General features: G+C 69.8%; 10 protein-coding genes. 8 read left to right on the forward strand and 2 right to left on the reverse strand.

Going from position 1 to position 13,486, the window contains the following annotated elements:
* Positions 1-82: 82 nt before the first annotated feature.
* Entirely contained in the window at positions 83-1,603 is a 1,521-nt protein-coding gene (gene cysC / locus AB0E94_RS20795; protein ID WP_360328443.1) for an adenylyl-sulfate kinase, read from the reverse strand.
* A gap of 182 nt (positions 1,604-1,785) precedes the next feature.
* Between cysC and AB0E94_RS20800 the strand changes: the two genes are divergently transcribed.
* The 6 genes from AB0E94_RS20800 to AB0E94_RS20825 all read left to right on the forward strand — a co-directional run bounded on the left by AB0E94_RS20800 (position 1,786) and on the right by AB0E94_RS20825 (position 7,171).
* The gene (locus AB0E94_RS20800) at positions 1,786-3,084 is read left to right on the forward strand and encodes a glycosyl hydrolase (protein ID WP_360328445.1); all 1,299 of its coding nucleotides are present in this window, start codon (positions 1,786-1,788) and stop codon (positions 3,082-3,084) included.
* 96 nt (positions 3,085-3,180) lie between these two features.
* Positions 3,181-4,095: an ABC transporter ATP-binding protein gene (locus AB0E94_RS20805; RefSeq protein ID WP_360328446.1), complete on the forward strand. Its 915-nt coding sequence runs from the start codon at positions 3,181-3,183 to the stop codon at positions 4,093-4,095.
* Complete coding sequence (locus AB0E94_RS20810) at positions 4,088-4,948, forward strand: ABC transporter permease (protein ID WP_360328448.1); 861 nt, start codon at positions 4,088-4,090, stop codon at positions 4,946-4,948. The genes AB0E94_RS20805 and AB0E94_RS20810 overlap by 8 nt, the downstream gene beginning before the upstream one ends.
* The gene (locus AB0E94_RS20815) at positions 4,945-5,895 is read left to right on the forward strand and encodes an ABC transporter ATP-binding protein (protein WP_360328449.1); all 951 of its coding nucleotides are present in this window, start codon (positions 4,945-4,947) and stop codon (positions 5,893-5,895) included. The genes AB0E94_RS20810 and AB0E94_RS20815 overlap by 4 nt, the downstream gene beginning before the upstream one ends.
* Entirely contained in the window at positions 5,895-6,605 is a 711-nt protein-coding gene (locus AB0E94_RS20820) for an ABC transporter permease (RefSeq protein ID WP_360328451.1), read from the forward strand. Before AB0E94_RS20815 ends, AB0E94_RS20820 begins: the two co-directional genes overlap by 1 nt.
* A 146-nt stretch (positions 6,606-6,751) precedes the next feature.
* Positions 6,752-7,171, forward strand: a complete 420-nt coding sequence (locus AB0E94_RS20825; protein ID WP_360328453.1) for a hypothetical protein — start codon at positions 6,752-6,754, stop codon at positions 7,169-7,171.
* A gap of 42 nt (positions 7,172-7,213) precedes the next feature.
* On the opposite strand, the gene AB0E94_RS20830 is transcribed toward AB0E94_RS20825, so the two are convergent.
* On the reverse strand, positions 7,214-9,160 hold the full coding sequence (locus tag AB0E94_RS20830) for a trypsin-like serine protease (protein WP_360328455.1): 1,947 nt from the start codon (positions 9,158-9,160) through the stop codon (positions 7,214-7,216).
* Between the two features lie 159 nt (positions 9,161-9,319).
* On the opposite strand from AB0E94_RS20830, the gene AB0E94_RS20835 reads away from it, so the two are divergent.
* Positions 9,320-10,831 carry an FG-GAP-like repeat-containing protein gene (locus AB0E94_RS20835; RefSeq protein ID WP_360328457.1) on the forward strand — a complete coding sequence of 504 codons (1,512 nt, stop codon included), beginning with the start codon at positions 9,320-9,322 and terminating at the stop codon, positions 10,829-10,831.
* A 236-nt stretch (positions 10,832-11,067) separates the two neighbouring features.
* Positions 11,068-13,371, forward strand: coding sequence for a trypsin-like serine protease (locus AB0E94_RS20840; RefSeq protein ID WP_360328458.1), 2,304 nt, complete (start codon positions 11,068-11,070; stop codon positions 13,369-13,371).
* The last annotated feature ends 115 nt before the right edge of the window (positions 13,372-13,486 follow it).

Genomic DNA, 13,486 nt, shown 5'->3' on the forward strand with positions numbered 1-13,486 from the left:
GGCGGCCCTTCCGGGAAGAGAGTGTCGGTTTGGGCGTTTCGCCCCAAGGGCTAACGCCACACTCCCGCCGCAAGTGATGGGTTTATCCCATTTTGGGCTCCACCCAACCGTTCTCGACCAGGTGACTGAGCACCATCTCGACCGCCTCCGGAACCGTCATCGTGGTGGTGTCGATGGTCAGCTCGGCATCGGTCGGCTCCTCGTACGGATCGTCGATGCCCGTCATCCCGCGCAACTGGCCGGCTCGCGCCCGTGCGTACAGCCCCTTGCGGTCGCGGCTCTCGCACACCTCCAGCGGCGTGGCCACGTGCACCAGCACGAACCCCGCGCCGGCCTCGACCGCCATCCGCCGGGCCGCCGCACGGGCCGCCTCGTAGGGCGCGATCGGGCAGGCCACCGCCATGCCCCGGTGCCGGCCCACCTCGGCCGCCACCCAGGCGATCCGGCGCACGTTGCGATCCCGGTCGGACTTGCTGAAGCCCAGTCCGGCGGTCAGCTCCCGGCGCACCACGTCACCGTCGAGCAGGGTGATGGTGCGCTCCCCGTTCTCCCGCATGGCGTCGGCCAGGTTGCGGGCGATGGTCGACTTGCCGGAGCCGGACAGGCCGGTGAAGAAGACCACCAGACCCCGGTGCCGGCGCGGCGGCCGCACCCGGGACAGCTCCTTGGCCACCGCCGGCGGGGTGTGCCACTCGGGTAGCGGGAATCCCCGGTCCAGCAGATCGTCGATCTCGGCCGGGCTCATCGCCAGGCGGCGGTTGCGCGGCGGGATGTCGTCACGCCAGCGCCACTGCCCGTCGCGGTTGTCGTAGGCCAGCTCACGCGGCACCAGCACCCGCAGGCCGGCGCCGGAGAGCGTGTCCCCTGTGGACAGCACGTGGCTCACCCCGTAGGCGGCCGCCACCCGGGCGCGCAGCAGCGCGTCGCGCATCTCGTCGCCGCGGGTCAGCAGCGGCACGGCGACCACGGTCGCCGGCGGCATCCGGTCGCGCGCCGCGAAGATCGAGCGGACCAGCGACTCCGGCGGCAGGCCGTCCGGTCCCGGTCCGCTGACCGGGATCAAGATCAAGAGATGAGCCGCGAGGGTACGGGCGGCGTGCGCGATCTGTGCCAGTTGCGGCCGGTGCAGTGGCCGGTCGGCGATGACGCCCAGCACCCGGCCCGGCGGGATCAGCGCCCGGACCTCCTCCGGTGTGCGCCGCAGCCGCTGGAACGGGCCGTGCCCGCCGTCGCCCATGCGCCGCACCGGCCCGCCGATGCCGAACCTGTTCTCCCCGGTCGGCCACACGTCGGTGACCTCGATCGCGGCGACCGGCGCACCCTCCATGTCGGTCAGCACCAGGGTGCGGCGACCGGGGTCGGCCGGGTCCAGTGCGGACGCCACCTCACCGGGGATCTCGCACGTCACCGGGACCGGCCACGGCGTGCCGTCGGCGAGCCGGCCGCGCCGGGCCAGCGCCGCCAGGTCGGTGCGGCCCAGGAAGCCGGTCAGCGGAGCGTAGGCGCCGGAGAGCAGAAGCTCGAGGTCGGCCAGCTCATAGGGGCGCGGGGTGAAGGAGGGCGCGTCCCGGAGGACGTCCTCGGGCAGTACCGAACCATTCACTTCGAATCCCCCTGAAGCTGTTTGGGGGACAGTTTCCCAGGCGCTGTCGAACCGGTCGAGTCGGGATCTCAGTCCAATCCTGATCTTTCCCCGGTAAGGATGAAAGCCAGCAAACATCCTTTTCGGGTTTAAATCATGATGTTACTGGACATTGCGCCGTGATCCTTTGATACTCGGCGCTTGTGAGAAAGTCCCTGCAACTAGTCGCGCTGACCACGGCCTTCACCATGTCGACGACGGCGACGCTGACCTGGGCGTACGCCGGAGGACCGGACCAGCACGGCGCACCGCCCGAGTCACCCGCCCGCATCGAACCGGCCGTCTCCAGCCCGCCGGCACGGACCGCACCGAGGCGGCCCGCGCGTGCCGTCGTCACCCCGAGCGGGACCCCGGCCCCGCCGCCCGCCACCACCGCCGCCGTGCCACCGCCGCCGGTCCGGGCCACCGTCACGCCGAGCTGGACCCCGCCGCCCACGGCCACCGGCAACGGCGCCGCCCGGACCGTCGACCGCCCGGCCCCGCCCGCCGCCGCGCGGACCTGCCGCACCGCGTCGAGGCTGGTCCCGACCTGCGGCATCCTGTGGGGGGTGGCGCCCGGCGCGCGTACCGAGGCCCGTGGCGTGCAGGCGCTCGCCGAGTTCGAGCGCAAGACCGGCCGGCACCAGGCGATCTTCCACGCCTACCACCGCGGTGTCCGGCAGGTGTTCCCGACCAAGCAGGAGATCGCCATCTCCCGGGAACCCGGCCACAAGCGCATCCTGCTGCTCAACTGGAAGCCGGAGAGCGCCACCTGGGCCCAGATCGCCCGCGGCGACCGGGCCACCGACGAGTTCCTGGACCGGCTCGCCGCCCACATCCGGCAGAACTACCGGGAGAAGTTCTTCTTCGCGATCCACCACGAGGCCGAGGACCAGGTACGCGAGCAGGCCGGCTCGGGCTACACCGCGCGCGACTACGCGGCCATGTTCCGGCACGTGGTGAAGCGGCTGCGAGCCAAGGGCGCCTACAACGTGGTGACCGTTCTCGTACACATGGCGTACGTCCCGCACACCACCAAGAGCTGGTTCCAGCACATGTACCCGGGCAACGACGTCGTCGACTGGATCGGCTTCGACACCTACTCCTACAGCGACCCCGGATACGGCCACGGCGACTTCGACGAACTGCTCAACCGCCGGTCGGCGAGCAAACCGCACTGGCCCGGCTTCTACAACTGGGTGACCCGCCGGCACCCCGGGAAGCCGCTCATGGTGGCCGAGTGGGGTGTCTGGTTCTCCAAGCGCAACCCGGACCACATGGCCGAGTTCTATCGTGAGGTCGGCGAGCAGATCAGCCGGTTCCCGAAGATCAAGGCGATGGTGCACTTCGAGACCCCGGCCAACCACAAGGGCCAGGACTCGTCGGTGGACAGCACCCCCGACGCGCTGCGCGAGTACCGTCGGCTCGGCAAGCTCCCGGTCTTCCAGGTCTCGCTGAGCTGAGCGACACCTCAAGCTGAGAGCGGGCTGAGAAACCCTGAGTGCCCCTCAGGGGATTTCCGGATCCATATCCGTGCGGCGACTTCCTAGGCTGAGCCCGTGACCATCATCGTTACGGACGGGCTGACCAAGACGTACGGCGGCGGGGTGACCGCCCTCGCGGACCTGACCGTCGCCGTCGATGCCGGCGTCATCGGACTGGTCGGCGCCAACGGCGCCGGCAAGAGCACCTTCATCAAGATCATGCTCGGATTGCTGCCGCCCAGTGGCGGCAGCGTCCGGGTCTTCAACCTCGACCCGGTCACCCAGACCGACCAGGTCCGCGCCCGCGTCGGCTACATGCCGGAGAACGACTGCCTGCCGCCGGACGTCTCGGCCGCCGAGTTCGTGACCCATCTGGGCCGGATGAGCGGGCTGCCGAAGACCACCGCCCGCGAGCGCGCCTCCGAGGCGCTGCGGCACGTCGGCCTCTACGAGGAGCGCTACCGGCAGATCGGTGGCTACTCGACCGGTATGAAGCAGCGGGTCAAGCTGGCCCAGGCGCTCGTGCACGACCCCGACCTGCTGCTGCTCGACGAGCCGACCAACGGCCTCGACCCGGCCGGCCGCGACGCGATGCTCAGCCTGGTCCACCGGATCGGCAACGAGTTCGGCATCTCCGTGGTCGTCTGCTCGCACCTGCTCGGCGAGGTCGAGCGGATCTGTGACTCGCTGATCGCGATCGAGGGCGGCCGGCTGCTGCGCGCCGACCGGATCTCCTCGATGACCGAGGCGTCCGACATCCTGGCGGTCGAGGTCGCCGACGGCACGGATGAGCTGGCCACCGCCCTCGCCGAGCGCGGCCTGGCGGTCACCCGTGAGGGCCGGCTGCTGCTCGTGCCGATGGAGTCGGACGAGGCGTATGACCGCATCCTGCACGCCGTCACCGACCTCGACCTCAACCTGCACCGCCTGGACCAGCGTCGGCACCGCGTCGCCGAGCTCTTCACCACGAAGGAGACGGCCGATGTCTGAGGCCGGCGTCATCCATGACATCGGATACCAGCGTTACGACGGCCCGCGTCTGGGCCGGCTCGCGATGCAGCAGGCGCTCTTCGTGCACGGGCTGCGCGCGGCGTATGGTCTGGGCCGTTCCGCCAAGGCGAAGATCTTCCCCTGGCTGGTCTTCGGGATCATGCTGCTGGTCGCGGTGATCGTGGCCGCGGTCCGGTCGATCACCGGCGAGGCGGATGTGCTCACCTACCTCGAGTTCGCCGGTCAGATGAGCTTCCTGATCATCTTCTTCACCGCGATCGTGGCGCCCCAGCTGGTCTCCCGCGACCTGCGGTCCGGCACCCTGCCGCTGTACTTCAGCCGGCCGCTGCGTGCCGCCGACTACGTCTCGGCCAAGTTCGCCGCCATGGTCAGCGCGATCTGGCTGCTGCTCGGCGTGCCGCAGTTCATCATGTTCCTCGGCGCGGTGTTCACCACCAAGGACGGCGTCAAGGGTGTCTTCAACGAGATCGGCGACCTGCTGCCCGGCTGGGGCTACAGCCTGCTCTGGGCGCTGATGTTCGCCGCCATCGGCCTGCTGGTCGCCTCGTTCACCGGCAAGCAGGCGTTCGCGGCCGGCGGGATCGTGGCGGTCTTCCTGGTGACCACCCCGATCGTCGGCGTGCTCAGCTCGCTGCCCTCCACCACCGCCAACCAGCTGGCCTTCCTGGGCAGCCCGATGACCCTGCTGGCCGGGGTCGGGCAGTGGATGGGCGGCCGATTCGACCTCGAGCTCGGCCGGTTCGGCCCGATCTACGGCATCGAGGCGGTCTGCCTGATCGCCGCCTGCCTCCTCATCCTGCTGGCCCGCTACCGGAAGGTGGCCTCGCTGTGACCACCCAGACGCTCCCGGCCGAGACACCGACCACCACAGGCGTGGTCGAGCTGTCCACCGTCTCCCGGTGGTACGGCAACGTGGTCGCGGTCAACGACATCTCCATGTCGCTGAACCCCGGTGTGACGGGCCTGCTCGGGCCGAACGGCGCCGGCAAGACCACCGTGCTGCACATGATGGCCGGCTTCCTGGCCCCCTCCCGGGGCACCGTGACCATCGACGGCAAGCCCACCTGGCGCAACCCGTCGGTCTACCGCGACCTGGGCCTGGTCACCGAGCGGGAGTCGGTGCACGGCTTCCTCACCGCCCGCCAGTTCGTGACCGCCTGCGCCAAGATGCAGAAACTGCCCGACCCGGCCGGCGCCGCCCAGCGCGCGCTCGAGCTGGTCGAGATGACGAGTGCCGCCGAGCGCCGCATCGAGACCTTCTCCAAGGGCATGCGCCAGCGCACCCGGGTCGCCGCGGCACTGGTGCACGAGCCGCGGGTGCTGCTGCTCGACGAGCCGTTCAACGGCATGGACCCGCGCCAGCGGATGCACATGATGGAGCTGCTGCACCGCCTCGGCGACAACGGCCACACCATCCTGTTCAGCTCGCACATCCTGGAGGAGGTCGAGCAGGTCGCCGGGCTGGTCCAGGTGATCGTGGCCGGCCGGCTCGCCGCCTCCGGCGACTACCGCAAGATCCGCCGCCTGATGACCAACCGGCCGCACGTCTTCGCCGTGCGCAGCTCCGACGACCGCCGGCTGGCCGTCGCGCTGATCGCCGAGAAATCGGTCGCCGGCATCGAGATCGAGGCCAACGGCCTCACCGTGCGGGCCTCCGACTACGGCAGCTTCACCCGCGTGCTGCCCCGTATCGCTCTCGACCAGGGCATCCGGCTGCGCCAGGTGGTGCCGTCCGACGAGTCCCTGGAGAGCGTCTTCTCCTACCTGCTGGAGGGCTGATGTCCACGGTTGCTTTCATCACCGCGCGTGGCCTCTTCGGCCGCCGGCGAGCCCTGCTGCTCCTGCCCCTGCCACTGTTGCTGATCGGCCTGGCCGCGATCTGCCGGGCGTATGGTGTGACCCCCGACATGTGGGGCCAGGCGGTCATCGTCGGCCTGGGCCTGGCCGTGGTGCTGCCGGTGGTGGCCCTGATCGTCGGCACCGGCGTCCTCGGCTCCGAGGTCGACGACGGCACGATCGTGCACATCCTCACCAAGCCGCTGCCCCGCTACGAGATCATCCTGGCGAAATACGCGGTGGCCGCCGCGGTCACCGCCGTGGTCGCGGCCGTGCCGCTCTTCGTCACCGGCGTCCTGGCCGGCTCGGCCAAACTCGGTGCCGCCCTGGCCGTCGCCAGTGTGGTCGGCGCGTTCGCCTACTCCGCGCTGTTCCTGCTGTTCAGCCTGCTCAGCCGTCGCCCGGTGCTGGTCGGCCTGGTCTACATCCTGGTCTGGGAGGGCCTGCTCGGTAACTTCGTCAGCGGCACGAAGAACCTGGCCATCGGTCAGTACGTGATCACCATCGCCGACAAGATCGCCCCGACCGCGATCCTGGAGTCGACGATCGGCCTGACCACGGCCATCGTGATGAGCGCGATCTTCATCGTGCTCGGCACCCTGGCCGCCATCAACCGGCTGGGCTCGTTCAGCGTGGCCGGCGAGACCAGCTGACGTCTCGCCCCCGACGGCCCGCGTCACCCGTGTGGTGACGCGGGCCGTCGTCATTCGAGTCTTCGATGAGCGCATTCCTCCGCGTGGATATCTCGATACGGTCGGGTTCCAGCCGGTCACGCCGAGAGGAAACGCTAGTGAATCGCATGTGGAATACCCGGATCGCCGTTGCCGCCGCGGCGGTTCTGGCCTCTGTCGCCATTTCCGTTCCCGCGCAGGCGGCGCCGGTCTCCTGGACGGTCGGAAACGGGGCGGCCACCGCGATCGGGACGCTCGAATACCGGTCGGTGGCCGGGGGCCGGTACGCGGATGTGGTCGGCGCCATCTCGGTCGCCGAATCCGACGGGCAGTGCTACTACCTGCGCTATTACGTCCCCGCCGACCTGCTCGGCCGGGGCTTCAACTCGGCCCGCCAGTGCGGCGCGGGTGTCCTGACGGTCGAGTCGCACACGTTTCTGTCGCTGTTCGGGACGTTCGGTTTCCGGTTCGGCCTCTGCCGTGTCGCGCCCGGAACTCCCGAGGAATCGTCTTTCGCGGATCTCGGCGCCAATTGCGTCCGGGCCTGAACCGGCCGGGGCCCCTCGGTGGGCCCCGGCCGATTTCCAGCGCTACTCGGTGATGCGGATGTCGTCGATGTAGCCGCGATATCCGCCGGAGTTGAGCGGCTGGTCGTAACCGACGTCCAACTCGGTGATCTGTTTGCCGTTCACCGCGCCCAGCGAGATGGTCACCTCGTTCCAGGCGTCCATGGTGAGCTTGCCGCACTGGCTCGTCGGGTGCGCGCGGTTGCCCTTCTGGTCCAGGGCCTCCGTGGTGTCACGCATGTTGGTTTTCTTGGCGTCCCACTGGTCGACGAAGAGCAGGTCGACCGAGATGCAGGTGCTGTTGGCGCCACCGACGGCGCTGTTCGTGGCCGTGCTCTGCGGGAAGATCCGGTAGGTCAGTCTCGTCGTGGGCTTGATGTACACCTCGTTCAGCTGGAAGGCCTTCAGGTAGGCGTACGAGGTGGTGGTGCTGTTGTCCTTGCCGGAGTACATCAGCGCGTTCGTCCCGGTGGCCGCCAGCTCGGTGCGGGGGCCCAGCTCCGGAATCGTGACCGCACAGCACAGGCCGCCGACTCCGGCCAGTCCGCCGCCGCCGCCGCCCGGCGACCCGGCCGAGACGGTGTTCGTCCACGTCGGAGCGGTGTCGCCGGTCTCCAGTCCGGAGGTGAACTGGGGCGACTCCAGGACGTCGGTGATCCGGATGTCGTCCACGTATCCGCGGTAGCCACCGGTGTTGACGGCCTGGTCGTACCCGATGGAGAGGGTGTCGATCTGCCGGCCGGCGCGGAGCGTGCCGATCGGGACGATCACCTGGTTCCAGGTGTCCAGAGTGAGCTTGCCGCACTGCCCGCCCGGGTGGACGCTGTTGCCGCGCTGGTCGAGGGCGCCGCTGTCACGCAGGTTGGACCCGTCCACGAAGGCCAGGTCGACGGCCACGCAGGTGCTGTTCGATCCGCTCACGGCCGAGCTGGTGGCGCTGCTCTGCGGGTAGATCCAGTACGACAGCACCGACCCGGCGCGGAGCTTGGTGTTCCGCAGACCGAAGGCCTTGAGGTACGCGTACGACTGGGTGGCGCTGTTGTCCTTGCCGGAGTACATCAGCGTGTTCGACCCGCTGTGCGGGCTCTCCGGGCGGACGCCGAGCTCCGGGGCGGTCAGCGAGCAGCAGGCGCCGACGACGTTGGCCGAGCCGGCGGGGCCGACGGTGTTCTGCCAGTTCGGGCGGACGTCGGTCCCTTCGAGGCCGCTGGCGAAGCCGGGCAGGTTGTCGGTCACCCAGGTCCGTTCGGTGTCGACCCGGGTCTCGGTCGCGCCCGGCGTGCCGGACGCCTCACCCAGGCAGCCCGCCTGGTTGGACGAGTGGTGCAGGCCCACCAGTTGGTAGGCGCCGTTGCTCGACCGCAGCGCGGGACCACCGGCGTCACCCCGGCAGATGCCGGCGCCGGAGGAGCCGCTCGGAGCGACGTCGAACGTCGCGGTCGCGGCGGTCTGGACCGTGAACTGGGCGGCCTTGAGCCTGCCCGGCACCCATTCGGCGCCGGTACGCCCGAAGCCGGCGAGAGTGAGCAGGTCACCCGCGGCCGGCGCGGCGGACGCGATCGCGACCGGAGTGATCGTGGTGACCGCGGTGTCCAGGCGGGCCAGCGCGAGGTTCTTCGTGGGATGCACCACGATCCGCGTCACCGAGGTGACGGCGCCGCCGGTGGCCGTGATGTCGGAGCGGCCCACCGTGACCTTCGTGGCCAGTGGCGGCGCGCCGGTCCGGGCGGTGCCGTCGGCGCCCGCGAAACAGGCCGCGGCGGTGAGCACGACCTGTGGATGCACCAGGACTCCGGTGCAGGAGCGTTCGGTGGCGCCCAGATCCAGGCGGGCCACGAACGGCAGCGTTCCCGCTGCCACATCGGTGCCCCCGGTGACCGCTGTGGCCGGAGCGTTCCCGGCCAGAGCCACCGTCAGGGCGATTCCGGACAGCACTGACGCACGCCGCAACGGGCGTGATCGGTTTCGCATTTAAAGATCCGTTCCCCGTGATGAACTTTCACGATCTTCGATGCCCCCGGTGCATCATGCGCCACCGGAGGCGCGGTGACAATATGCATAGCGGTGAATGCTTAGCGTCGATCGAAGCGGGGTCGCGGCACGCTCTGTCTCGCAGATCTAATGGGCGCCGTGAAGATCTTCCGATCAGGCCCGGCCCTACTCGGCCTGTTGTCCCTCGTCAGTGCCGTTCTCATCGCTCCCGGCCCGGCCCACGCCGCGACCGTGCCGCATCTACGGGTGCTGCCGGTCGGTGACTCGATCACGGTCGGGGTCGGCGGCGCCGGTGGCGGATACCGGCTTCCACTGTGGAATCTGGCGCGCGGTCAGTCGGCGTTCACGATGGAGTTCGCCGGCTCGCAGCGGAGCGGCCCGGTGCCGGATCCGGATCACGAGGGCCACAGCGGCTACCTGATCGACGCGATCGCCACGAGGATCGACACCTGGATGGCCGCGGCCGCGCCGGATGTCGTACTCCTGCACATCGGCATCAACGACCTGGACCGGAGCGACGACAAGGAGCATGCGCCGGACCGCCTTGCGGGCCTGGTCTCCCGGATCTTCGCCGCCCGGCCGGGCGTCACCGTCGTGCTCGGCGGCCTGCTCCCGACCGCGCCGCGGCTGGCCGAAGCCGTCGGCAGGTACAACACCGCGGCCCGGCAGATCGTTGCGGACCATGCCGCGAGCGGAGACCGGATCCGGTACGTGGACTTCGCCGTGACCGCCGATCAGATGTTCGACGAGCTGCACCCGGCCGACACGGGTTACGCCGTGATGGGCGAGACGTTCCACACCGCGCTGGAGCAGGCGGTCGCCGACGGCGGGGTGACCTCCTCGCCGGCGCCGGCCGGAAGCGCGCCGGAGATCACGAGCAAGGTGCGGTGGGCTGACTTCGACGGTGACGGGCGTGACGACTACTGGCTGCTCGCCGACGGTGGCGCGGTACAGGTCTGGCGCAACGGCGGTGACGACGGTTGGACCGCTCTCGGCGAGGTCGCGCTGGGTCTCACCGCGGACCGCAGCCGGGTCCGGATCGCCGACTTCGACGGTGATCGTAGGGCCGACTACCTGCTGTTCAGTGCGACCGGCGCGGTGACCGTGTACCTGAACCGGGGCGGCGACAAGGGTGGCGGCTGGTCGAACATCGGTCAGGTCGCGCTCGGCCTGACGACGGATCGTGGCCAGGTGCGCTTCGCCGACTTCGACGGGGACCGCCGGGCCGACTACCTGCTGTTCGCGGCGACCGGTGCGGTGACCGTCTACCTGAACCGGGGCGGTGACGGCTACGGCGGCTGGTCGAACCTGGGAAAGGTCGCGGTCGGCGTGACCTCCGACGCCGGCCGGGTCCGGCTGGCCGATTTCGACGGCGACGCCAAGGCGGACTATTTGCTGCTCACCGCGAGTGGCGCGGTGCAGGCCTGGCTGAACCGCGGTGGTGACGGGCATGGCGGCTGGTCGTCGCTGGGTCAGGTCGCGTCGGGCACCACGGCCGATCCCGGGCAGGTGCGGTTCGCCCAGGTCGGCGGCGACGCGCGGGCCGACTACCTGCGGGTGAACCGGACCGGTTCGGTGGACGCCTGGATCAACGAGGGCGCTTCCTGGGCCGGCCCGCAGCGGATCACCGAAGGGGCCGTCATCGAGTGACGCATAACAATGTGACTGCTATCACTTAATTTTTCGCGGGCGGGCGTGTTCCGCCGACGGAGCGACGGCTGCCTGTTCAGGTGGGTCGGCGAACCGTCCGTGACCGGCCTGTTGGTGCGGTGGACCGCGATTGTTAACCCCCGCTCAATTGAGGATCTTCACTATCATTCGTTCGATGCCGGCCGATGTCCGCCGGATTTCGGCTGTCGCATGTCAGTGAAGACACGGGGAGTGAGATGCGCAGACGTATACGTTCGTGGGGTTCCGCCGCCTTGGTGGCGGGCCTCGCCGGGAGCCTCCTCAGCGGAGGCACGGCGCTGGCGATGGCCGGCGCCCAGGAGGTGCCGGACGGCTCATTGCCGTTCGTCGCCAAGGTGAGTTTCGGCGACATCGGCAGCTGCACCGGCGCGCTGGTGCACGCCCGATGGATCGTCACGGCGAAGTCCTGCTTCGCCGACGGCACGACCGCCGTCACGGCCGGTGCGCCGACCCGGCCGACCACTGTCGTCCTCGGCCGCGCCAACCTGGCGGCGGTGAGCGGGCACCGGCTGTCCGTGGTGTCGTTGACGCCGCACGCCAGCCGCAACATCGTCCTCGCCGAACTGTCCGCGCCGGTCAAGAACATCACACCGGTCACGCTGGACGGCGGCGCGCCGCAGGAGGGCGAGACGCTGCGCATCGCCGGCTACGGCCGGACCAGCAACGTCTGGGTGCCGACCCGGATGCACGCCGGTGACTTCACTGTCGGCGCGGTGACCGCCGACTCGTTCGCGGTCAGTGGCGCCACCAGTGGCGCGACCCTGTGCAAGGGTGACGCGGGTGGCCCGGCGTTCCGAGAGACCCAGGCCGGCGTCCAGCTGGTCGGGATCAGCGACACGTCCTGGCAGAACGGGTGCCTCGGTGAGAGCGAGACCCGGGAGGGCGCCTTCGAGGCCCGTACCGATGATCTCGCCGATTGGATCCGGGCCGGCGTCGCGACCGTGCCCGACGGACTGCGCGAGCAGGTCACCGGCGAGTTCAACCGGGACGGCATCGAGGACCTGATCGGCGCCGACGCGTCCGGCAACCTCTGGCTGCACCCGGGGACCAGGACCCGCAACGCGTACGCCGACCGCGTCCGCATCGGCACCGGATGGGCCGGGATGCGGGAGTTCGTGGTCGGCAAGGTCAACCGGGACGCGTACGACGACCTGGTCGTGATCGAGGCGTCGACCAACATCCAGTGGCTGTACCCGGGCACCGCCACGGGCGGGGTGTTCGGCGCGCGGGTGCAGATCGGTTCGGGCTGGTCCACGGATCTGCGTGACGTGGCGATCGGCAAGGTGGACCGCGACCAGTACGACGACCTGCTCGTGGTGAAGACCTCCACCCAGCAGTTGCTGCTGTACAAGGGCAACGCCACGGGTGGCAGCTTCAGCGCCGGGGTCGTCTACGGCACCGGGTGGGGTTGCTGCAAGCAGCTCCAGGTGGGCAAGTTCAACAACGACGACTACGACGACCTGCTGACCGTCGAGACGTCCACCGGGGCGATGCGGATCTACCCCGGCACCGCCGCGGGCACCCAGTTCGGGCCCGGTGTCGACGCCGGCGCGGGTACCGGCTGGAACTACGCCGCCAACCTCATCAAGGGCACCGTCGACGACACCGGCATCCAGGGGCTGATCGGTGTCGACGCGACGACCGGGCGTACCTGGCTGCACCCGCGCACCGCGACCGCCGGCTGGGCGGCCCGGTTCCCGCCCAGCGGCAAGATCTACGTGCCGCAGCCGTCCGACCTGACCAACCTGGTCACCGGCAAGTTCAACCGGGACGCGTACACCGATGTCATCGGCACCGACAGCGCCGGTGTGCTGTGGCTGCACCCGGGAACGGCGGCCAACACGTTCGGCCCGCGGGTGCAGATCGGCAGCGGCTGGAACGTCATGCGGGAGTTCGCGGCCGGCAAGGTCAACCGGGACGCGTACGACGACCTGGTGGTGATCGAGACCTCCACCAACATCCAGTGGCTGTACCCGGGCACCGCCGCCGGTGGTGTCTTCGGCGCGCGGGTGCAGATCGGTTCGGGCTGGTCCACGGATCTGCGTGACGTGGCGATCGGCAAGGTGGACCGCGACCAGTACGACGACCTGCTCGTGGTGAAGTCCTCCACTCAGCAGTTGCTGCTGTACAAGGGCAACGCCACGGGTGGCAGCTTCAGCGCCGGAGTCGTCTACGGCTCCGGCTGGGGCTGCTGCAAGGAGGTCACCCTCGGCAGCGTCAACGACGACGGCTACGACGACCTGCTGACCGTGGTCACGTCGACCGGCGGCGTGAACATCTACCCGGGCACCGCGGCCGGCACCCAGTTCGGCCCCGGTGTCGACGCCGGCGCCGGAACCGGCTGGGCGAGCCGCACCAACGTCACCCCGATCGTTCTGGGCCAGGAGACCCGTGCCGGGATCCTCGCCAAGGACAGCACGGGCGCCCTGCTGTTCTTCACCGTCCGCGACCACAAGGCGATCGACTGGTCGGACCCCATCCGCTTCGGCCCCCGCGACTGAGAACGGAGAAATTTGATGAGGAAGATCGTGCCGTGGATCGGCGCCGGGGTGGTTCTGGCTGCTGGTGTGTTGACGTTTGCGCAGGCGGGTTCGGCGGCGGATGCGGTGGATTCGC

Source organism: Actinoplanes sp. NPDC026670 (assembly GCF_040638175.1).
In the GTDB taxonomy this organism is placed as follows: Bacteria; Actinomycetota; Actinomycetes; order Mycobacteriales; family Micromonosporaceae; genus Actinoplanes.